General features: G+C 69.7%; 19 protein-coding genes and 1 riboswitch. Of the genes, 10 read left to right on the forward strand and 9 right to left on the reverse strand.

Translation table 11 applies throughout. The features are described 5' to 3' along the window. Positions 1 to 87: 87 nt before the first annotated feature. On the reverse strand, positions 88 to 3159 hold the full coding sequence (locus GVV77_RS09170) for an AfsR/SARP family transcriptional regulator (protein WP_159617794.1): 3072 nt from the start codon (positions 3157 to 3159) through the stop codon (positions 88 to 90). 208 nt (positions 3160 to 3367) lie between these two features. Here GVV77_RS09170 and GVV77_RS09175 point away from each other — a divergent pair, with 208 nt between their 5' ends. From GVV77_RS09175 to GVV77_RS09195, 5 genes are all read left to right on the forward strand, one after another. Then, the gene (locus GVV77_RS09175) at positions 3368 to 4510 is read left to right on the forward strand and encodes an S-(hydroxymethyl)mycothiol dehydrogenase (RefSeq protein WP_159617795.1); all 1143 of its coding nucleotides are present in this window, start codon (positions 3368 to 3370) and stop codon (positions 4508 to 4510) included. After that, complete coding sequence (locus GVV77_RS09180) at positions 4507 to 5184, forward strand: MBL fold metallo-hydrolase (RefSeq protein WP_159617796.1); 678 nt, start codon at positions 4507 to 4509, stop codon at positions 5182 to 5184. The genes GVV77_RS09175 and GVV77_RS09180 overlap by 4 nt, the downstream gene beginning before the upstream one ends. 176 nt (positions 5185 to 5360) lie before the next feature. After that, entirely contained in the window at positions 5361 to 5759 is a 399-nt protein-coding gene (locus tag GVV77_RS09185) for a RidA family protein (protein WP_201291314.1), read from the forward strand. Between the two features lie 124 nt (positions 5760 to 5883). Next, positions 5884 to 5952, forward strand: a riboswitch (guanidine-III (ykkC-III) riboswitch). Between the two features lie 10 nt (positions 5953 to 5962). Then, positions 5963 to 6277, forward strand: coding sequence for a DMT family transporter (locus tag GVV77_RS09190; protein WP_159617798.1), 315 nt, complete (start codon positions 5963 to 5965; stop codon positions 6275 to 6277). Positions 6278 to 6683: 406 nt separating this feature from the next. After that, a complete protein-coding gene (locus GVV77_RS09195) occupies positions 6684 to 7022 on the forward strand; it encodes a YnfA family protein (protein WP_159617799.1) in 339 nt (112 codons plus the stop codon). Positions 7023 to 7129: 107 nt separating this feature from the next. Here GVV77_RS09195 and GVV77_RS09200 read toward each other — a convergent pair whose 3' ends face one another. Then, positions 7130 to 7411 carry a hypothetical protein gene (locus GVV77_RS09200; protein WP_159617800.1) on the reverse strand — a complete coding sequence of 94 codons (282 nt, stop codon included), beginning with the start codon at positions 7409 to 7411 and terminating at the stop codon, positions 7130 to 7132. 226 nt (positions 7412 to 7637) lie between these two features. Here GVV77_RS09200 and GVV77_RS09205 point away from each other — a divergent pair, with 226 nt between their 5' ends. Further along, positions 7638 to 8408, forward strand: a complete 771-nt coding sequence (locus tag GVV77_RS09205) for a CHRD domain-containing protein (protein ID WP_159617801.1) — start codon at positions 7638 to 7640, stop codon at positions 8406 to 8408. 128 nt (positions 8409 to 8536) lie between these two features. Then, positions 8537 to 9145 (forward strand): flavodoxin family protein, encoded by a 609-nt coding sequence (locus tag GVV77_RS09210; RefSeq protein WP_159617802.1) that lies wholly within the window; start codon positions 8537 to 8539, stop codon positions 9143 to 9145. Between the two features lie 12 nt (positions 9146 to 9157). On the opposite strand, the gene GVV77_RS09215 is transcribed toward GVV77_RS09210, so the two are convergent. Beyond that, the gene (locus GVV77_RS09215) at positions 9158 to 11215 is read right to left on the reverse strand and encodes a PhoX family protein (RefSeq protein ID WP_159617803.1); all 2058 of its coding nucleotides are present in this window, start codon (positions 11213 to 11215) and stop codon (positions 9158 to 9160) included. A gap of 191 nt (positions 11216 to 11406) precedes the next feature. Between GVV77_RS09215 and GVV77_RS09220 the strand changes: the two genes are divergently transcribed. Next, positions 11407 to 12099, forward strand: a complete 693-nt coding sequence (locus GVV77_RS09220; protein WP_159617804.1) for an aspartate/glutamate racemase family protein — start codon at positions 11407 to 11409, stop codon at positions 12097 to 12099. A gap of 12 nt (positions 12100 to 12111) precedes the next feature. Here the strand turns inward: GVV77_RS09220 and GVV77_RS09225 are convergent, their stop codons facing one another. Further along, entirely contained in the window at positions 12112 to 13131 is a 1020-nt protein-coding gene (locus GVV77_RS09225; RefSeq protein ID WP_159617805.1) for an o-succinylbenzoate synthase, read from the reverse strand. A gap of 160 nt (positions 13132 to 13291) precedes the next feature. Between GVV77_RS09225 and GVV77_RS09230 the strand changes: the two genes are divergently transcribed. Further along, a complete protein-coding gene (locus GVV77_RS09230) occupies positions 13292 to 14251 on the forward strand; it encodes a phosphatase PAP2 family protein (protein WP_159617806.1) in 960 nt (319 codons plus the stop codon). Here the strand turns inward: GVV77_RS09230 and GVV77_RS09235 are convergent. Together GVV77_RS09235 and GVV77_RS09240 are read right to left on the reverse strand one after the other, a co-directional pair. Then, positions 14242 to 15105: an MBL fold metallo-hydrolase gene (locus GVV77_RS09235; protein WP_246199720.1), complete on the reverse strand. Its 864-nt coding sequence runs from the start codon at positions 15103 to 15105 to the stop codon at positions 14242 to 14244. The genes GVV77_RS09230 and GVV77_RS09235 overlap by 10 nt on opposite strands. Before the next feature lie 60 nt (positions 15106 to 15165). After that, positions 15166 to 16662 (reverse strand): ATP-binding protein, encoded by a 1497-nt coding sequence (locus tag GVV77_RS09240; RefSeq protein WP_159617807.1) that lies wholly within the window; start codon positions 16660 to 16662, stop codon positions 15166 to 15168. Between the two features lie 173 nt (positions 16663 to 16835). Between GVV77_RS09240 and GVV77_RS09245 the strand changes: the two genes are divergently transcribed. Continuing rightward, positions 16836 to 17633 carry an NYN domain-containing protein gene (locus GVV77_RS09245; protein WP_246199736.1) on the forward strand — a complete coding sequence of 266 codons (798 nt, stop codon included), beginning with the start codon at positions 16836 to 16838 and terminating at the stop codon, positions 17631 to 17633. A 62-nt stretch (positions 17634 to 17695) separates the two neighbouring features. On the opposite strand, the gene GVV77_RS09250 is transcribed toward GVV77_RS09245, so the two are convergent. From GVV77_RS09250 to pdhA, 3 genes are read right to left on the reverse strand one after another with little or no spacing between them, the layout of a single operon-like run. Beyond that, positions 17696 to 19234 carry a dihydrolipoamide acetyltransferase family protein gene (locus GVV77_RS09250; protein ID WP_159617809.1) on the reverse strand — a complete coding sequence of 513 codons (1539 nt, stop codon included), beginning with the start codon at positions 19232 to 19234 and terminating at the stop codon, positions 17696 to 17698. After that, on the reverse strand, positions 19231 to 20340 hold the full coding sequence (locus GVV77_RS09255) for an alpha-ketoacid dehydrogenase subunit beta (RefSeq protein WP_159617810.1): 1110 nt from the start codon (positions 20338 to 20340) through the stop codon (positions 19231 to 19233). The genes GVV77_RS09250 and GVV77_RS09255 overlap by 4 nt, the downstream gene beginning before the upstream one ends. Next, on the reverse strand, positions 20337 to 21467 hold the full coding sequence (gene pdhA, locus GVV77_RS09260) for a pyruvate dehydrogenase (acetyl-transferring) E1 component subunit alpha (protein WP_159617811.1): 1131 nt from the start codon (positions 21465 to 21467) through the stop codon (positions 20337 to 20339). Before pdhA ends, GVV77_RS09255 begins: the two co-directional genes overlap by 4 nt. Positions 21468 to 21618 lie beyond the last annotated feature (151 nt).

Below are 21618 nucleotides of genomic sequence, written 5' to 3' on the forward strand. Positions count from 1 at the left end.
TTGAGGTGGTGGAACCACGGTCGCAGGAGACCCTTGCAGGTCACGCACCATCGGCTGACAAACCGGCATGCCACCCCGACGGTCACCTCACTGCCGGGTGGCGCCTCGGCTTCCGGCCGCCTCGCGCGCCTGGGGAACGGCGGTGCCGAGCGCGTAGGCAATTGCCTCGGACCGGGTCAGCGCCGAGCCAATGGCCACGCAACGCGTGGTGTCCGACGGACCGAGGCAGCGGGCCAGATGCACCCACCGCTCCGCGGCGCGGTCTGCCTCTGGGCCTCCGACAACCGACGCTTCGGGTGCGCACTCGGCCGCGGACAGCAGGACGACGGCGGGCCGGGGCCGATCGAGGTCGGTGAGCAGTTCGGCCAGCAGGCGCAGCGTGGTCCACTGCTGGACCCACATGCCCGAGCGCTGCCAGTGCTCGATGACGGCAGGGAACGCCGCGGCCGCACGGCCGTAGTCCCGCCCCCGCATGGCGCCGGAGAGAAGGGAGACCATCGCAACGCCTTCTACGTAGCCCGCCTTCACGGTCCGGGCGGCTGCCACCGCCTCCTCCAGAGCGGTGGCAGCCCTGTCAGGGTCGTCGACCAGCGCCACCTCCCCGTCGACGAAGTAAGCGAACGAGCGTCCGGCGGGGCAGCCAACGGCGGCCGCGAGCCGGCCACAGGGGGTCACGGCGTCGCGCGCGCCCTCGACATCGCCGCGGTACAGCCGGGCCAGGGCGATGTCCGCCAGCAGGATGACCCTCCACAGCGGCGAGACGGACGGGGCATCGAAGGCTTCACGGGCAAGTCTTTCCGCCTCGAGGTAGGAGCCCCTGAAGATCGCCACGATGTTCGCCGACGCCGGGCACAGCCATGCCCGTTGTGAGACCTGCGGGTGGGCCTTGAGGGTCTGCCGCGCTGCAACCAGGAGCCGCTCCGCTTCATCGAGATCACCCTGCAGGCAGGCGGCCTGCGCAGCCGCGCTCTGGACGGCCACGGAAAGGGGATGTCCTGCCAGGTCGGGATGGACCGCCAGGGCCCGGGCCCAGGGCCACAGTTCGGACTGTTCGTGGATCTGCGCGTAGTTCGCCAGGGCGACTGTGATCCTTGCGGCCGCCGTGAGGTCGGACCGGCTGATACATCCCTGCCACGCCGTGCGGATATTGGGCAGTTCGGCTTCCAGGATTCCGACCCACTGCGCCTCATCGGGTCCCTCGAGAGCACCCTCGGCTTCCTCCACGAGTTCCACGACCCACGCGGTGTGCGAAAGCTCCGCACCGCCGGCCGCCGTATCCGCCGCGAGCCGTTCGGCGGCGTAGGCGCGGAGGGTCTCGAGCAACGAGTAGCGGAGGCGTCCACTCCTGTCCTGGCGGACCGAGACCATGGACGCGTCGACCAGACGGGTGAGGGCCTTGACCGTCGAGCACCCGGCAAGGGTCCCGCCGGCGACCCGCTCGGCGGCCTCGAGGGTGAACCCACCGTCGAATACCGACAGCCCGGCGAACATCGCTCTTTCCGGAGCCGTGAGCAGCGCGTAGGACCTGTCGATGACTGTCCGCAGCGATGACTGCCGCGGCAGGGACAGCAGATCCAGCCGGTCGTCGAGCCGGTCCCGCAGGCCCATCACACCAAGGGTCCGCACCTGACCGGCGGCGAGTTCGATCGCCAGGGGAAGGCCGTCGAGGCGGCGGCACAACTCGTCGACGGCGGGAAGGGTTCGCTCGTCAAGCGTGAAGTCGTCCTGGACCCGCCGCGCGCGTTGTTCGAAGAGCCGCGCTGCCACCGATCGATGCCCCTGGGCCGGCGCCTCCGTGGAATCCTGTGCTTCGTTGTGGGTGGAGAGCGGTCCCAGCGGAACCACCTGCTCGGACCGGAGCCCAAGCCGCTCCCGGCTGGTGGCCAGGACCGTCAGGGCAGGGCCATCACTGAGCACCCGCTCGAGGAGGTCCGCGACCTCGCCGAGCAGGTGCTCACAGTTGTCGAGCACCAGGACCAGCCGCCGGGTCCTCAGGTAGTCCACGAGGATTTTCCCGAGCGGTTCCTCCGGGCCCGGACGAACGCCGAGCATGCCGGCAAGAACCGGGTCAATGCTGTCACCACGGCGCAGGGACGAAAGCTCCAGCACCACCACGGGGAACGCATCGGGGTCCCGTGCCATGGCGGAGACAACTTCCATGGCCAACCGCGTCTTCCCCACCCCTCCCGTGCCGGTCACCGTCACCAGCGGTGACACGGCCATGGCGTCCCGCACCCGCCGCAGATCGGCATCCCGGCCGAGCAGCGGGGCCGGAGGGCTCAGCCAGGCCCGCGGAGGCCGCGGGGCATTAGTGGTAGACCTACCGCGCTGCGGTTCCAGAGCGGGGTGCTGCGCCAGGATGTTGGCTTCCAGTGCGCCGAGCTCCGCCGAAGGATCCAATCCGGCCTCTTCGGCCAGGCGCGCCCGGTATCCGCGGAGCGTATCCAACGCCTCGGTGGGTTTCCCGCCGCGGTACAACCCCAGGGCCAGCAGGCGGTGCGGCCTCTCGCTCAGAACATCCTGCGCCGTCATCCGGCGCAGGTCCGGCAGCGCCTCGTCGTACAGCCCTGCCGCGAGGCGGGCTTCGACCAGCTCCTCGGTGATCCTCCGGTGCAGTGCATCAAGATGGAGCTGCTCTGCGGCCAGCGCGGAATCCGGCCAGCCGGGCAGACCGGCGAACTCCTGCAGCGGCCGGCCCCGCCAACAAGCCAGTGCGCGGAGGAGCAACGAGACAGCGGAGGCCGGACGGGAATCCAGCGATTGTGCTGCGGCAGCCACGGAGGAGGTCACCTCGTCCACATCGACGTCGCTGCCTGTCATCGCCAGACGGTAACCGCCAGGGGTGCGCAGCACCGGGCATTCCAGGTCAGGGGCCGCCTGTACCCACGATGCACGCAGTCTCGAGATATGGCTTTGGAGACCGTTGCGTGCATCCCTCGGCGGATTATCCCCCCAGACGGCATCGATGATTGCGTCCTCGCCCACGGATGCCCCCCGGGCGACGAGCAGGAGTGCCAGGACGGCCCGGCGGCGGAGGCCCCCGAGGGGGAGCAGCCGCCCCCGAACGGTCACCGCCAGCGGTCCGAGCAACCGGTAAGCCACGCGGCCGTCATCGTGCGGGCGTTCCCTTCCCTGGCTGGTCCCGAAATCGTGCTCCATGATCTTTCCGACGCCGCGCTGTGGAGCTTCAATCGTCGAACCGCATTCCGAGGGCGTCAATAGGGGCGCGACGTCAAGGCTCCTCGTCTCGTGAAGGTGGCATCATGCGTGCGTCCGCTGGTCTTCAGTAGTGTGGGGAAGACGAGTTTCTCCACAGGGAACGGCACTGCGGGCCCGGTGGGCTCTCCTCCAGCCGAAAGGGATTTCCATGCATGAGGTTCAAGCCGTCGTCGTACGGGCCAAGAACGGGCCCGCCGCCGTTGAGACCATCCTGGTTCCCGATCCGGGGCCCGGTGAGGCGCTGGTCGACGTGCTCACCTGCGGGGTCTGCCAGACGGACCATCACTACAAGGTCGGTGCGGTGGGCGACGATTTCCCCTACCTGCTTGGGCACGAGGCGACCGGCGTCGTCTCCGCGGTCGGCGAGGGCGTCACGGAGGTGGCCCCCGGGGATCGGGTGATCCTGAACTGGCGTGCCGTGTGCGGGCAGTGCCGGGCCTGCCGCAAGGGCCAGCCCTGGTACTGCTTCAACACCCATAACGCCACGCAGAAGATGACCCTGCTCGACGGCACCGAGCTGTCCCCGGCACTGGGCATCGGCGCCTTCGCCGAGAAGACCCTCGTCGCCGCGGGACAGTGCACGAAGATCGAAGGCGACCTTGCGGAGCATCAGTACGCGGCCGTGGGCCTGCTCGGCTGCGGCGTGATGGCCGGCATCGGCGCGGTGCTCAACACCGGTGCCGTGCAGCGCGGCGAGTCCGTGGCCGTCATCGGCTGCGGCGGTGTCGGTACGGCCGCGGTCGCCGGGGCTCAGCTGGCCGGCGCCACGACGATCATCGCCGTGGACCTCGACGACGACAAGCTCGCCACCGCCCGCTCCTTCGGCGCGACGCACACCGTGAACTCCAGGGAACAGGACCCCGTCGAGGCGATCCGGGAACTCACCGGCGGCTTCGGCGCCGACGTCGTCATCGACGCCGTCGGGATCGCCGCCACCTTTCGGCAGGCCTTCGAGGCGCGCGATCTCGCCGGGCGGTTGGTCCTCGTCGGCGTCCCTGACCCCGGCACCACCTGGGAGATTCCGCTCGACCAGGTCTTCGGCCGCGGCGGATCGATCAAGTCGGCCTGGTACGGGGACACCCTGCCCTCCCGGGACCTGCCCATGCTGGTGGATCAGTACCGGCTGGGCCGGCTGGACCTCGACGGCTTCGTCTCGGAGCGGATCGGACTCGGCGACGTGGAGCCCGCCTTCGAGAAGATGAAGGCCGGCAAGGTGCTGCGCTCCGTCGTGGAAATCACCCGCAGCCGATCGGCCTCCGCTGCCGCAGCCCAGACGGAGGCCGCACGGTGAGCGCCGGTCCGGCATCCCCGCGCACCGACGCCACGGGCCGGGTCCGCGTCGAGCACCTGGTGACCTCCGGAACGTTCTCCCTCGACGGCGGCACGTGGGAGGTGGACAACAACGTGTGGATCGTCGGTGATGATCAGGAATGCGTGGTGATCGACCCCGCCCACGACCCTCAGGCCGTCGTGGACGCCGTCAACGGACGCACCGTCAAGGCGGTCCTGCTCACCCACGGCCACGACGACCACATCCGAGCCGTCCGGGACGTCGCGGCGAGGCTGGGCGCGCCGGTCCACCTGCACCCGGCCGACACCATGCTGTGGGAGCAGGTGCATCCGGACACCGCCGCCGACGCTGAGATTACCGACGGCGACGTGTTTTCCGTGGGCGGGGTGGAACTCACCGCCCTGCATACCCCCGGCCACTCCCCTGGGTCGGTCTGCTTCCGGGCTCCCGGCCTGGGACCCGACGGGGTGCTCTTCTCCGGTGACACCCTCTTCTCGGGCGGGCCCGGCGCCACCGGGCGGTCCTACAGCGACTTCGGCACCATCATCGAGTCGATCCGGACCCGGCTGCTCACCCTCCCGGCGGCCACCGAGGTGCTGACCGGCCACGGCGACTCCACGACCATCGGGGCGGAGGCCCCGCACCTGCAGGAGTGGATCGACCGGGGGCACTGACGCCCGGGGCCCGTCACATTCCACCAACGAAGCTCCATCCCTTCTCCGGGCCGGATGCCGTACCTATGGTGAAGTTATCGGACTGGAACTGAACCCACGTCCGAGACCGGATGGGGTGCTGACGGAGGCAACCCATCGGCGCGCCCATTGACCTTCACGATCAGATGGGACACGAGATGGAAAATACGGATTCGGTCTTCAGCTTTGGCCTCCCCTGGGAAGACGCGTTCGGTTACTGCCAGGGGTTGCGGGTCGGGACTAACTTGAGGATATCCGGGCAGCTGTCCCACGATCTGGAGGGCAACTTCCTTCACGTCGGAGACTTCGGCGCGCAGGTCCGGGTGACGTTCGAAAACATCGACCATGTCCTGGCGCACTTTCATGCCAGGCGCGACCAGATCGTTGAAACGAACGTCTTCCTGCGGGACTTCCGCGAGAACTTCGCCACCTTTGGAGCGCTCCACAAGGAGTATTTCGGCGACTACCGGCCCGCCAGCAATGCCTGGGGCGTGACCGATCTGGCGCTTCCCGACCAGCTGGTGGAGATCGCCGCCCACGTGGACCTCACGAAGTAGGACGAAAGAACCCAGACGGGATCCGCCCACATACTTGCAGGAGGCGCCGGCCGCGCCCCAGGCCTGCGCTGTGCCCGGGCGGCGCGGCACCTTGGAGGTTTCGCCCCGGGCGTGACTAAATGGGAGGGAGCGGCCCAGCAGGGCGCTCCCGGACGATGGGTGCCGTACCCGGTGTGCGACAAGACGGCCCGGAGGAGTCTGTGATGGCGTGGATCGTGCTCGTGATTTCCGGTGTCCTGGAGGCGGTCTGGGCGACGGCGCTGGGCAAGTCGGACGGCCTGAGCCGGATGGGGCCGACCATCGTCTTCGTCGTCTCCATCCTTGCCAGCATGGCCGGCCTGGCCTATGCCATGCGCACGCTGCCCGTAGGCACGTCCTACGCCGTGTGGGTCGGGATCGGCGCGTCGCTGACGATCATTTACGCCATGGCCACCGGAACCGAGCCGGCGTCGCTGCTGAAGATCGTCTTCCTGACGATGATCATCGGCGGCATCATTGGGCTCAAGCTCATCCACTGACCGTACTGTTGGCGGTTCGGTCCTTCCTTCGGACCCGTGCTGGGATGTCCGGGACAGGCGTGGACGCGCGTCGGCCCTCTGGGCGCCGGCCGGGAACAGCCCGGCCAGGAGATTTTCGACCCGGGCCCGGACGTCATCACGGATGGCGCGGACCTCCTCGAGGGGCCGGCCCCGGGGATCGGCCAACTCCCAGTCCTCGTAGCGCTTGCCGGGAAAGTCCGGGCACACATCCCCGCCACCTATGGTGATCACGACATCGGAGGCCTGGACCTGCTCGGTGGTCATGAGCTGAGGGACGGCCTGAGAGATGGCAATTCAAGGTACCCGGCCGCCATCTGGGACCGGCCGGCGTTGGCTTCGGTTCCTCCCCCATCCCCAGTTCCGCGGAATGGGCGACACTAAGGGGATGATCCTGAAAGTGGTGGTGCTCTTCGCCCTGGCCGCGGTCGCTGAGATCGGCGGGGCCTGGATGGTGTGGCAGGCGGTGCGTGAAGGCCGCCCCTGGTGGTGGGCGGGCATCGGCCTGATCGCGCTGGGCGTGTACGGCTTCCTAGCGACCCTCCAGCCCGATCCCCACTTCGGGAGGATCCTGGCCGCCTACGGCGGGGTGTTCGTGGCGGGCTCGCTCGCCTGGGGCGTCGCGCTCGACGGCTTCCGGCCGGACCGGTGGGACATCCTCGGGGCCGGCGTGTGCCTTGCCGGCGTGGCCATCATCATGTTCGCGCCGCGGGTCCCTGTCTCCTAGCGGCGGAGGGCGCTTCAGGGCGCGGGGCCCGGCTGCGCCGCCGGGAGGGCCGCTGCCGGGAAGCACGGTCGGGTGCGTCCCCGGCAGCGGCGTCGTGGGCCGGCGGGCTATCCGGCGAGTGGAGCCGCCCGGCGGAGCCTGGCACTGAACAGCAGGTCGTCAACCTCCTCCAGTGCCCTAACGGCCTCGCATAACCGGCTCTGGGCCGTGCCCGGACCGGCGTCCTTCCCGCTCGCCTCCGCCTTCTCACAGGCAAGGCGCGCATCGAGGAGGATCTGTACCCGCCGCAGCCGCAGCGTCTCCAGTTCTTCGAGATCACCCGCCCGGCCCTGCTCCCGGCCTTCCGCGGCCTCCTGCAGGTCGATGACGTCGGCGCTCAGCGATTCCATAGGGATATGGTCCTGCACCCCGGCACCATCCGCAACAACCGAATCACCTGTAACAGGGAAAAGTTTTTTGCCGGAAAACAGCCGTAACATGCAGAACAAGGTAAGGCTGCTGAATATTTTTTGGTTATTTCCCGAAACAACCAATCCACTTTGCAGGGCCCGCCGAACACCCTATAAGCACATCCCAAGATGTGCGCTCACCGCACAGTGAAGGAAATTGATCTCCATGAACAAGAACATGCGGCTCCTCGCAGTACCCTCCCTCGCCCTCGGCATGCTGGCGCTCTCCGCCGCCCCCGCCCTGGCGGCGGACGGCTCCTACTCCTCCACCCTCGGCCAGCTCAACGGCAGCACCGGCGCAGGCACCATCACCGTGGATGTCACCGGCGACAAGGCAATGGTCAACCTGCAGGTCTCCGGCCTGGCCGAGACCTTCATGGACGGGCCCTACCCCCACGTCCAGCACATCCACGGCGGCGCCGAGGGTGTCTGCCCGACCCCCGCAGCCGATGAAAACGGCGACGGTGTCATCAGCACCACTGAAGGCGCACCCTCCTACGGCGGCATCCTCACCACGCTGACCACCTCCGGCGCCACCAGCCCCGAAGAGGGCCTGAACGTCAAGCTCGGCGGCCAGGGCGGCAGCTACACCATCCAGCGTGAGATCGACCTCAACGCCGAGACCAAGGCCTCCCTCGAAGCCGGCACCGCCGTCGTCGTCGTCCACGGCCTTGACCCCGCAACGCTGAGCCCCGAAGCCCAGGAAGCCAAGAGCGACCTGACCCCGGACCTTCCGCTGGCAGCAACCTCACCGGCACTGTGTGGAACCCTTGTCGCCTCGCAGATGGGCGCGATGCCCAACGGTGGCGCTGACACGGGAGCCACCCAGGAGACCGGATCCAACGTCGGCGCCCTCGCCCTCGGCGGTGGCCTCGTCCTGGCCGCAGCAGCAGGCGGAACCTACATGGTCCGCCGCCGCAGCGCCGATCAGGCCTAAGCAACACCGCACGATTGACGCTTACCTCTGACTGAGCGTCGACACCGGCCACCGCAGTGTTCCCCCGCTGCGGTGGCCGGACCGTTTAACCCGATAATCCCCGCCGCCGCTCCCCGGAAAGGACCGCCATGACCGAACTCTCCGCCGTCGCACTGATCTGTTCCCTCTCGCCTTCCCCTGCACCCTCAAGCAGCGATCGGATGGCCCACCACGTCCTTGATCAGCTGGCCCTCCATGGCGTCACGGGATCCACCGTGCGCGTCGTGGATTACAACGTACTGCCCGGGGTGCGGACGGATATGGGCGCCGGCGACGACTGGCCCGCCATCCGGGCCCGGATCCTCGCCGCCGACATCCTGGTCCTCTCCACCCCCATCTGGATGGGCCACCCGTGCAGCATCGCCCAGCGGGTGGTGGAGCGCCTCGACGCCGAGCTTTCCGAAACCGACGACGCAGGCCGTCCGACCATGTACCAGAAGGTGGGTGTGGTCGCCGTCGTGGGCAACGAGGACGGCGCGCACAAGACCATCGCCGACATGCTGCAGGCCCTGAACGACGTCGGCTTCAGCATCCCGGCCCAGGGTGGCACCTACTGGGTCGGCGAGGCGATGCAGACTGTCGATTACCAGGACCTCGACGCCGTACCGGAGAAGGTGGCGGCCACCACGGCCGGTGTCGCCCGCAACGCCGCCCACCTAGCCCGCCTGCTCCGCGACCACCCCTACCCGGCCGGGTAGCGCCCGGCGGGCTCAGCCCCGGTAAACCTGCACCACCGAGGGCCGGGGAAGCGCACCCTGGCCGGGGGCCGGCAGAACGCCGGCGGGCACGTAATCCGGGAACCGGGACACCTGGGCCGCCCAGGTGCCGTCCTCCCCCGGGTGCTGGACCGCAACGAAGACCGAGCGTTCGTCGTCGTGGATGATGGGCCCGCAGGTCTCGGCGTCGCGCGGCACGGCAAGGAACTGCTCGACCCGCCCCCGCTCGGCGCCCTCGAGGCCCACCTTGAACAGGCCGTCGCAGTAGCCGATGGTGCCCGGCTGACCGTCCGTGGAGATCCACAGGTTGCCCACCGAATCGAAGGCGAGGTTGTCGGGGCAGCTGATCGGGGAGACCTTGTCTGCGGGATATCCGCTGAAGTACGCCGTGGAATTCTTCGCCGGGTCGCCGCACACCAGCAGCAGGTTCCAGGTGAAGCGCGTGGCCGTGGCGTCCCCGCCGGCCTCCGTCAGCTCCACCACGTGGCCGTCGCGGTTGGCGGTCCGCGGGTTCGCCTCGTCCGCCGCCGCGTTGGTGCCGGTTCCCCGGTTGGTGTTGTTGGTGCAGGCCACGTACACCCTGCCGGTCGCCGGGTTCGGTTCGACGTCCTCGCACCGGTCCATCTTGGTGGGGCCCACCTTGTCGGCGGCCAGGCGTGTGAAGACCGCCACCTCGGCCGCGCTCATCCCCGGCACCGCCGATTCGTTGTCCAGCAGCAGCGGCAGCCACTCCCCGACGCCGTCGAACGCGCCGTCGGCCGGCAGCGCCCCGGTGCCGTTGATCTCGGGCACGGAGTTGCCCTGGAACCGCGCGACGTACAGCGAGCCCTGGGAGAGCAGTGACATGTTCGCGCGCCGGGCCTCGGGGGTGTTCCCGGGCTGGACCGGATTCGTGGAGACGAACTTGTAGAGGTAATCGAACCGCTCGTCGTCCCCGGAGTAGGCAACCACCCGGCCGTCGGGAGCGACGGTCACGTTCGCGCCCTCGTGCTTGAAGCGCCCCAGCGCCGAATGCTTGCGGGGGGTGGAGGTGGGATCGAACGGGTCGACCTCCACGATGTAGCCGAAGCGGTGCTTCTCGTTTTCGTAGCCCGGTATCCGCGTATCGAAGCGGGCCTCATCGAGTTCCCAGCCGCGGACGGTGGGCTTGGAGCCGAGACCGTACCGGCGGTCCCCGGCGCTGGTTCCGGCGCTGACGAAGTACCCGTTGAAGTTCTCCTCGCCGGAGAGGATCGTGCCCCACGGGGTGGTGCCGCCCGCACAGTTCCCCAGCGTGCCCAGCACCGTGCGGCCGGCCGGGTCGTCGATGGTTTTCACCAGATCGGATCCCGCGGCAGGACCGGTGAGTTCGTAGGGGGTCGTGGTGAGGAAGCGCCGGTTTCGGGGTGCGCCCTGAACGTAGCTCCACGGCTTCGTCGTGTTCTTGCGTTCAAGCTCGACGACGGACAGCCCATGGGCAGCCTTGCCGATCCCGCGCACCTCGGCGGGGGGAAGGCTCGGCGGCACCATGATGGCCTCGTTGGTGTACTCATGGTTGGCGAACAGGACCGCACGGCGTCCCTTGCTGCCGGGCAGGGTGAGGATGTCGGTGTAGTCGCAGTTGTAGCCGAACTGGAGGGCCTGAGCGGCCGCGCTCTGGTTTCCGGCGTCGAAGGCGGGTGAGTTGGAGAACAGCGGATCGCCCCAGCGGATGACCGGCTTCCAGGTGAAGCCGGCAGGAACCGTCATGTCATCGATCAGGGCGTCCACGGGCGCGATGGGCGTGAAGGTGAGCTTGCTGCGCGGCCCGCCCAGGGCGACCGCCTGTGGAAGCCCCGTCCCGGGCCCGGCGGCCGAGCCCACCAGCAGGGTCAGGGCCCCCGCGGCGCCGGCGCCCAGCAGGTTGCGCCGGGAAAACTCGGCCGAGACGACGTCGCGGAAGTAGTTGTTCTCCGAGGTGTTGCAGACCGCAGACGCGCAGGCGTTGTCGCACTTCAGGGCACAGGTGACGGCGCTTCGCTTGCCTTTGGTGTGTCCGAGCATGGGGAGCATCCGGCGGGTGGTTTCACTCATGGGGTGTGCCTTCCAAGGGGACGAACTGGCGTTGGACTCTCGTCCGACCTTGGCGGTGGAAACCGACCTCCTCCGTTCCCGCCGGTGAACGGGCAGGAAACCCTGACGAAACACTTGACCCACCGGTCTCATATGGAACACCCCCGCGTAAGCGAAGGACCGGCCCGCACCCGGTCCGCTACGGTGGGCGCATGAAACGCATCGGCCTGCTCGGCGGGATGAGCTGGGAAAGCTCGGCGCTCTACTACTCGCTCATCAATGAGGGAGTCCGCGACCGGCTCGGCGGCCTGCACTCCGCCTCCTGCGTCCTGATCTCCGTGGACTTCGCGCAGATCGAACGCCTCCAGGCCCAGGGTGAGTGGCAGCGGGCGGGCGAGATCCTCGCCGGGGAGGCGCGGCGGATCGAGCAAGCGGGCGCCGACCTGCTGGTGCTCTGCACCAACACCATGCACAAGGTCGCGGCAGCCATCGAAGACGCAGTGTCCATCCCGTTTCTCCACCTGGGCGACGTCACGGCCCGCGCGGTCCTTGATGCAGGACTCCGGACGGTGGGACTGCTCGGAACGAGATTCACCATGGAGCAGGCCTTTTACGTGGACCGCCTCGCCGCCCACGGACTCGAGGTGCTGCTTCCCGGCCCCGAAGACCAGGCGGTGGTGAACGCCATCATCTACGACGAACTGGTGCTCGGTGACATCCGGGACGAATCGAGGCGCAGGTACCAGGCGGTGATGAAGGACCTGGCCGGACGGGGTGCCGGGGGCATCATCCTGGGCTGCACGGAGATCGAACTGCTGATCGGGCAGGGCGATTCGGAGCTGCCGGTGTTCGCCACCACCCGCCTTCACGCGGAGGCGGCCGTGACGGCGGCCCTCGCCGGGTGATTCCGGGTCGCCTCAGCCCCCGGCCGCGGCGAGCACCCGGTGGACCCGCTCAAGCCGGTCAAGCCACCACTGCCGCCGGTCCGCCGGCGCGGCGAAGGCCTCCAGCAGAGCCGGGGACGCGGTGACCCGACGGACCGGGAGGAACCCGCCGTCGGGCACCAGCGGTTCATCGGTGACGTCGCCCTCCATGAGGGAGACCGTGGCGAGTCCGCAGGCGTAGGGAAGCTCCGGCAGCGCCGCGGCGAGGGCCACCCCGGCACGGATGCCCACGGAGGTGTCGAGCGCGGAACTGACGACGGCGGGCAGCCCCGCCCGGGCCACGAGGTCCAGCGCCCTGCGCACTCCCCCGAGGGGGGCGGCCTTGATCACGAGGAGGTCGGCGGCGTCCTCCCGGGCGACCCGCAGCGGGTCCTCCTCGCGCCGCACGCTCTCGTCAGCGGCGATGAGCACTGGCACCTCCCGCCGGCGCAGCTCATTGCGCACCGCGCGCAGCCCCGGGATGTCGGCCACGGGCTGTTCGGCGTATTCGAGCCGGTGTTGGGCGAGCTCGGTCAGCGCAGTCAGCGCCTCGCTTTCGGTCCAGCCACCGTTCGCGTCGACACGGAGAGCCGCGGAGGGCAGCAGCCGGCGCACCTCGGCCACCCGGGCAAGGTCCTGGGCAAGGTCCTGGCCCCGTTCGGCGACCTTGACCTTCACCGCGCCGACGCCGTCGAACCGGGCCAGGATCTCCTCGACACGGACCGCGGGCACTGCCGGGACCGTGGCGTTCACGGGCACCTGCTGCCGCACCGGCTCCGGGAATCCATGCCACCCCGCCTCAAGCGCCGAGCGCAGCCAGCTCGCCGCTTCACGGTCTCCGTATTCGGGGAACGGCGAAAACTCGCCCCAGCCGACGGGCCCCTCGATCAGAAGCGCTTCCCGGACCAGCACGCCCCGGAACCGGACCCGCATGGGCACGGCGACGACGCGCGCACGCTCCCGAAGCTCTGCCAGCGGGGGGAGGAAGGGGGCGTGGGGGTCGGGTGTGCTCACGCGTCTAGGCTACGTGGCGCTGGAGTGCCCGACGCGCTGTCGCTGCCGCCGAAACAGCAGCTCACCACGCTTTCATCCCCGCAGAACGTGGTGAACTGCGGACTCGACGGGATGGCGGGGCAATTCAGGAACTTTCAGCCGGATATGGAACAGTTGGTGGATGACCTTGCAACGAGGACCTCTTCGGTGGACCCGTCGGCGGGCCAGGGCGGCACGCAGCCCCCAGCTGTTCGTTCTGGGAGCAGCGGCGTGCTTCACGGCCCTCGGCTGGACCTACTGGTTGTTCGTTCGGACCACCACCGGACAGTTCGCCGATGAATCGGCATGGGCGGAGGCCGACACCGCCGCCCCGGACGGCGCCCTGCCGTTTCTCCGCTTCCTCGACAACCTGCCGCTGATCTCCGTGGTCATCGCCGCGGCCACCCTCCTGTTCGTCACGCTGGTGCGGCGGCGCTGGGCCGCGGCGCTTCTAGCCCTCGGCGCCATGGCCGGCGCCAACCTCACCACCCAGATCCTCAAGAACATGGTGCTCGACCGCCCCGACCGCGGCGTGCCCACCCTCGATTTCAATTCATTACCCTCGGGGCATACGACGCTGGCGGCGTCCGCGGTGGCTGCGGTCTTCCTCGTGTCCTCGCCGCGCTGGCGCCCGCTCATTGCGGCCGGCGGCGGGATCTATTCGGTGCTGGCCGGCGCCGCGACCTTCGTCAACCTGTGGCACCGCCCGGCCGACGTGATCGCCGCCCTCCTCGTCGTGGGGGCGTGGACGCTCCTGGGCGGCCTGCTGGTGATGCGCACCGGCAACGAGTGGAACGTCTGGCCCGGCTTCGGCCGTCACTGGGCGTCGTCGCGCTGGTGGCTCGCGCTCTGCTGGGTGGCCGGCCTGGCGGGCCTGGTGCTGTCCGCGCTGCTCTATGTCATGGTGCAGCAGATCGGTCCGGCACCTATCCCCGGGACGGCGCGCGTGCCCTTGTTCTTCTGGGCCGGCCTTGCCTCGATCGTGGGCACCGGCTTCACCCTGGCCGGAGCCGCCGGCTGGCTCTTCACCTCTCAGGCCCGGATCACCGGGGACCGCCCGCACCCCCACAAAGCCGCCGCGCGGCCCGGCGCTCAGGGCTGACGGGAGAGCCACTTCCAATGGGCGAGGGTCCGGAGCCTGTCCAGCAGCACCCGTGACCGCTCCGGACCGTAGGGCAGGAGCGGGACCGCCTTGGTCATATCGATCGAGGCCTCGTCCATGGCGATCTTGGTGACCCGGATCGCCGCACGCATCTTTTCCATCTGCGTGCCGACGAACCGCACGTCCACCGGCGCCCCATGCCCGGGAACGAAGACGTCGTAGAGGTCCTCGAGCGCCGTGATCTTTCCGAGCGTCCGGATCCAGTCGCTGGGAAACGAGTCCTCGAAGGCCGGGTCGGCGCCCTCTTCGACGAGGTCACCGGTGAAGAGCACGTTGCCGGCGCCCACTAGGAGGTCGTGGTCGGTGTGGCCGCGGCCGAGATGGAACAGGGTGACCTGGATGCCGCCCAGGTCGAGGTCCACCGGCTTGCCCTCGACCAGGCGGGTCGCCGCCGCGAGGTCGGTGTGCAGGCCTTCTCCGGCGGCCATCTCGGGTTCGACGCCGGCGACGAGGGCACGCTGCTGCTCGCCGCCCTCGAGCATTGCCTCGCTGCAGCGCGAGGTGGCCCAGATCTGCTCGACGCCGTGCGCGGCAAGGTAGCTGTTGCCGAAGTAGTGGTCGCCGTGGGCGTGGGTGATGACGGCGGCCAGCGGCAGGTCCGTCACCTCCCGGACCCTGCGCAGAATCTGCTCCGCCTGCCGGGGCCCGGCCCCGGTGTCGATGATCAGCCCGCGCTCGGAACCGAGGACGAAGCCGACGTTCGCGGCGAATCCGGGCAGTGAAAGAACGCGGATGCCGGGCGCCGGTTCCTGCCACGACGATTCCTGCCCCGGGGCATCGGGTATAGCGGACACGAAGATCCCTCTCCATAGGCGATGGACTTCCAGTCTAGGAGCCCCGGGCTCCGACGGGACTCATCCCACGGGGCCGTGGTGGGCCCAGTCCCCCGGCGGGAACTCCTGCCCCGGAAAGAACCCCGGGCCCGGCGCGGTGCCGGGACCCGGAGGATAGCCCTGCCCGGCCGGGGAGTTCGGGCGGTGCTGGCTCCCGAGCAGGCTGCGGGTCAGGGTGGCGCCGTCGGCCATCAGCTCCTCCACCGCGGCCTCGAGATGGACGTCGGAGACGTCGGCGCCGGCGAGCTGGGCCCCGAGAACCGCCCGGCGCACAAGCTCCCGGACGAAGGAGGCGGTGGTTCCTTCGATGCGCGCGGCGGCCGCGGCCAGCGCCTCCTCGCTGAAGCGGATCCTGCGTGAGTAAAGGCGGAGCAGCTCGATGCGCTCGCGCTCGGAGGGCAGCGGGATGTTCACCGCGAGATCGACCCGGCCCGGACGCTCGGCCAGCGCCCGTTCGAGCATGTCCACCCGGTTCGTCGTCAGGACGAAAGTGACGTCGGCGTCATCGTCCAGTCCGTCCATGGCGTCGAGCACCTCGAACAGCAGGGGCTGCGGGCCGTGGCCGTAGCTGCGGTCCTCGGCGATCAGATCGCAGTCCTCAAGGACCACCACCGAGGGCTGAAGGGCGCGGGCCATCCGGGCGGCTTCGCTCACGAAGGCAAGGGTGCCGCCGGAGAGCAGGATCGCCGTCGTCCCCCCGGTCCTTCCGAGCAGGTAGCGCACGGTGTGGGTCTTTCCCGTTCCCGGCGGCCCGTACAGCAGGATTCCGCGCTTGAGGTGCTGGTCCAGGGCCTTGAGTGCCGCACGGTGCGCGGCGACGCCCACCGCATGGTCGGAGATCTTCTGCAGAAGGCCTTCGGGCAGGATGACGTCCGCCTCCCCGAGGGCCGGGCGGTGGTGGAAGGTGACGCCGGCGCTGCCCTGCCCGTAGTCGTCCATCGTCAGGGAGATCACCTGGCCCTTGAGCACGCTGTCGCTCTGCAGCTGCCGGCGCAGCTCGGCGAGGAACGAGTCCGTTGCGCCGGGGTCGGGCGAGAGGACCTCGAGCGATGCGGTCATCCGGCCGTACTGGGGGCTCGCGCTGCGCTGGAGCACGACCAGCGGGACCCCGTCCCGGGTGAACAGCCAGACGCCCAGCGCCACCGCCTGCCGCTGAGCGTCGGGCCCCACGGCCACGTTCGTGTAGTCGGGCTGGGAGAGCGGAAGCCGCGGGAAGAACTGCTGCTGCTGGAGCATGTCGCTCAGGGATAAATGGTGGCGCTGGTCTCCCCCGCCGATGCCGACAAGCCGGGCGGCCGGGTCCTTTCCGGCCTCTCCGGCCAGGACGATGTCGAGGTCCACGAAGCGGTGGGAGGGAACCTGTTCGAGGACCACCGGAACCTCGGGTGCCGGCCGCCCAAGGTGTTCGCTCAGGAGCGGGACAAGCTGTTCACCCTGGGGACCGCGCGGTCCCTGCGCCTGCGCCAGCTCCACCAGGGCAGCGAAGTCGGACAAAAATTTCCCCATTGATTCATCCATGGGCAGAGACTACCAGCGGCGTACCGTCGCCGAACGGCATGGTTCCGGCACCGGAAAATGAATCTCATATCCAATTAGCTCTAGTCACACCTGAAACATGTGGGCTACTTTCTTCAAATACCTGAATACGCCATATGAGGTAATTCCTTCCGCTCCAACCAGGACAGGTGACTATGGAACCCGGCGGAACACCACCCCGGCGGAACGTTGCGGTTTTCCTGGACATGGAGAATCTGTACGGCGGGGTTTCCGGGCACCCAACCTCCGTTCCCGTGGGCTCGATCATCAAGGACATTGGCCGGCTCGTCCGCGACAGCGGAGTTGGAGCGCTGACTGCGGTGGCCCGCGCCTACGCGAACTGGGGGCGGGCGGAGATGGGCACCTACCGCCGCCAGCTGCTCGGGCATGGCGTCGAGCCGGTTCAGATCTTCTCCTTCAACCAGGACATCAAGAACGCAGCCGATATCGAGCTCGTGGTCGACGCGCTCCGGGTCGCTGCCGAGGCGCCGTGGATCGAGGTTTTCGTGATCGTCAGCGGAGACGGCGGGTATGTCCCGCTGGTGCGGCGGCTGCATGCGCTGGGCAAGTATGTGATCGTGGTGACGACCTCCGGTCCCGACGTCGGGGCCGTCAGCAGCATGCTCCGGTCGGCCGCGGACCAGTTCCACGTCGTCGCGGTTCCTGAGCCGCCTGCACCGGCGCCGGCGGCTGCCGCACAGCCCGCGCCACCGCCGACCCTGGCCGAATACCGGGAGGCCATCCTCTCGCTGGTCGGTGCGGATCCCGAACTGCTCATCGACGGCCGGGTCAATGGGGCCCGCCTGGGCATGCTCCTGCGCAAGCGGTGGCCAGGAACCACGAGCAAGAGCTTCCAGTACCGGAGCCTTGGGGCCCTGGTCGAGGAAAACTGCGGCCTGCGCATGATCCGCCACGTCGAGCCGAAGCCCGTCCCGGAGATGGTTCCCGCCTGAGCTCCCGCGGGGCCGGCTCCACGGACTCCGCGAGGCCGGTCGCCGCCGCCGGGAACGCTCCGCTACAGGTCGGCCAGCAGCCGGGCGGGGTTCTCCATCGCGTCGGCCACGAACCGCAGGAACCCGCCGGCGGTCCCGCCGTCGCAGACCCGGTGGTCGAAGGTCAGGGTCAGCTCGGTCACCTTCCGCACCGCCAGCGCCCCGTCGACAACCCAGGGCCGGTCGATGATCCGTCCGACGCCGAGGATCGCCGACTCCGGGTGGTTGATGATCGCGGCGCTGCCGTCCACCCCGAAGACGCCGTAGTTGTTCAGCGTGAAGGTCCCGGAGGTCAGCTCCGCCGGAGTGGCCTTCCCGGCGCGGGCGGCTTCGGTCAGACGGCGGATCTCGGCATCCAGGGCCCGGGCGTTGAGCAGGTCGGCCCTCCGGATGCTGGGCACCACGAGGCCGCGGTCGGTCTGGGCGGCAACCCCGAGGTTGATGCCCTCGACGGTCAGCAGCTCCTGGGAGCCGTCCTCACCGGTGAGGACGCGGGTATTGAGTTCGGGATATTTCGCCAGCCCGGCTACGACGAACCGCGCGATGAATGCCAGCAGGCCAGGGGCGCCGCCCTCGGACTTCAGCGAGGCCCGCAGGTCCAGCAGGGCGGTGGCGTCCACGTCGACCCACACCGTCGCCTCCGGGATCTCCCGGCGGCTGCGCGAGAGGGTGTCGGCGATCGTCCTGCGCATCCCGCGCAGGGGGATGCGCTCGAGGACGGCAAGTCCGGACCGCTGGTCGGTGCCGGACGCCGGCTGCTCCGCCGTGGGCGCCTCCACCGCCGGCCGTTCCATCGCCGGCCGTTCTCTGTCCAGGGCGGCGAGGTTGCCGGTTCCGCGGCCGGCGAGCGCCGCCTCGACATCCCGGCGCAGGATCAGCCCGTCGGGGCCGCTTCCGGTGAGCTCCCGCAGCACCAGCCCGCCCTCGAGCGCCATCCGGCGGACCAGGGGCGAGATGCAGCGCACGGCCTGCACGGCGCTCCGCCCGCTGGTCGGCGCCGGGGCCGCGGGCCCCGGGGTGGCCTGGGTGGCCGGGCGCGGCGATGCACCGGCGGTCCGGCGCGCACGGGTCCGCTTCCCCGTGCTGCCGCCGGGGGTGCCGTAGCCGATCAGGACGTTCCCTGAACCCTGCTCCGGCTCCGGTGCTGCGGCGGCCGCGGCGGCGGTCGAGATGCCGGCCCGCTCCTCGTTCCGGTAGGTTTCGGCCTCCGGCCCGGCGCTGGTTCCGGCGACGGGGTCAACGCGCGGGGCGGCACCGGCGGCTGGCGGCTGGACGGCGGGCTCTTCTGCCGCCGGTGCGCCGGCGGCCCGGACGGAGATCAGGGGGGCGCCGACCTCGAGGGTCTCCCCTGCCGCCCCGTGCAGCACCGCGATGGTGCCGGCGTAGGGGCAGGGCACCTCGACGACGGCCTTGGCCGTCTCGACCTCGGCGACCGGCTGGTCGACGCGGACCTCATCGCCCTCCTTGACCAGCCAGTTGACCAGTTCGGCCTCGGTCAGGCCCTCACCGAGATCGGGCAAACGGAACACCTGCAGGGACGCCGGCAGCGCTTCGGTGCTCATTGCCCGTCCTCCCACTGCAGCTCGTCAACGGTGTCGAGGATCCGGTCGACGCTGGGCAGGAAGTGATGCTCCAGCTTGGGTGCCGGATAGGGGATATCGAATCCGGTGACGCGCCGGACCGGCGCGGCCAGGGAGTGGAAGCACCGCTCCTGGACCCGGGCGACGATCTCCGCGGCGACCGAGGCGAATCCCGGAGTTTCGGCGATCACCACGGCCCGCCCGGTGCGGCGCACGCTCGCGCACACCGTCTCGTCGTCGAAGGGTACGAGAGAGCGGACGTCGATGACCTCAAGCGACCGGCCCTCCTCGGCGGCGGCCGCCGCGGCGGCCATGGCGGTGGGCACAGAGGGGCCGTAGGCGATCAGGGTCGCGTCGGTGCCGGAACGGGCGACGACGGCGCTGCCGATGGTCCGCGGCGCGGAGCCGTCCTCGAAGGTGCGGCGCAGCTCCCCGAGGTCGACGACCTCCTTGGACCAGTACAGCTTCTTCGGTTCGAGGAAGACGACGGGATCCGGCAGGGCGATCGCCTCGCGCAGCATGAGGTAGGCGTCGCGGACCGTGGCCGGGGCGAGGACCGTGAGGCCGGGGGTGTGCGCGTAGTAGGACTCAGAGGAATCGCAGTGGTGTTCCACCCCGCCGATGCCGCCGGCGTAGGGAATGCGGATGACCATGGGCAGCAGCACCCGGCCCTTGGTGCGGTTGGGCAGTTTGGCGACGTGGCTGACCACCTGCTCGAAGGCCGGGTAGGCGAAGGCGTCGAACTGCATCTCCACGACCGGGCGCATGCCGTTCATCGCCATCCCGACGGCCATGCCCATGATCCCGGCCTCGGCCAGCGGGGTGTCGAAGCAGCGCCCGGGGCCGAAGCGGGCGGTCAGCCCGTCGGTGATCCGGAAGACTCCGCCGAGGGGCCCGACGTCCTCGCCGAACATCAGCACCGAACCGTCCGCCTCCATGGCGTCGGCAAGGGCGGTGTTGAGGGCCTTGGCGAAGGTCACGGCCGTCGCCGCGGACGGGACTGTGGCCTCGGACTGGGCCGCCGACGGGTCGGCGGGCCGGTCGGGCGCCTTCACCGGGGCCGCCGCGCGTTCAGAGATCTGGGTCATGGCTGGACTGCCTCACGTGAGAGCTCGTCGCGCAGCAGGTCGGCCTGCTCCCGGAGCTGCGCTGTTTTCTGGGTGTAGACGTGGGCGAACAACTCCTGCGGGTCGACCTCGACGTCGGCGTTGAGCCCGGCGCGGATCGAGGCCGCGAGGGCTTCGGCGTCGGCGGCGAACCGCTCCTCCACGGCGTCGTCGAGCAGGGACATCCCGCGCAGGTAGGTGCGCAGCCTGCTGATCGGGTCCTTCGGGATCCACTTGTCGACGTCCTCGGCGGACCGGTACCGCGTGGCGTCGTCGGCGTTGGTGTGGGCCTGCATGCGGTACGTGTGGGCCTCGATCAGGGCCGGCCCGCCGCCGCTGCGGGCGGAGTCGACGGCCGCACCGAGCACCGACAGGAGCGCGGCGAGGTCGTTGCCGTCCACCCGCTCCCCCGGCATGCCGTAGCCGATTGCCTTGTGGGCCAGGGACGGCGCCACGGACTGGCTCTTCAGCGGCACCGAGATGGCGTATTCGTTGTTCTGCACGAAGAACACCACCGGAACGTGGAACACGGCGGCGAAGTTCAGCGCCTCGTGGAAGTCGCCCTCGCTGGTTGCCCCGTCGCCGCACAGGGCAAGGACCACGGTGTCCTCGCCGCGCAGCTTGGCGGCGTGGGCGACGCCGACGGCGTGGAGCAGCTGCGTGGCCAGCGGGGTGGCCTGCGGGGCGACGTGCAGTTCGTAGGGGTCGTAGCCCGAGTGCCAGTCGCCGCGCAGGAGGGTGAAGACCTCCAGCGGATCCACGCCCCGGGTGATGACGGCGACGGTGTCGCGGTAGGTGGGGAACAGCCAGTCCTGGGACTGCAGGACGAGGGCCGCGGACACCTGGCAGGCCTCCTGCCCGTGGGAGGAGGGGTAGACGGCAAGGCGCCCCTGGCGTACCAGGGCGTTGGCCTGGTCGTTGATACGCCGGCCCGAGATCAGCCGCGCGTATCCCGCCAGGAGGGCCCGGGGGTCCGGAAGCGCGTAGCGGGCGTCGGAGCGGGCCTCCCCGTGGTGGTCGATCAGCTGCACCGGAACCGGCGAGGGCAGCAGCTGCGTGTCGGCCCCGCCCTCCGTTCGGGTGGAGTCGCTGTTCGTTGGAATCGTCATGTCCGCCTCCGTTGGCCGTGTCCTCGACAGCGTCGGCGCCGCCCGCGGATCGCAGAAGGCAGTATTGGATGCTGTGTCACCTTAGTATCGCTTCAGGATGCATTTCGTATCCATCAAATGCGGAAAGTCTGGAAGGATTGACTCCTGAGAG

The sequence above is a fragment of the Arthrobacter zhaoguopingii genome, from assembly GCF_009828605.1.
Lineage (GTDB): Bacteria > Actinomycetota > Actinomycetes > Actinomycetales > Micrococcaceae > Arthrobacter_D > Arthrobacter_D zhaoguopingii.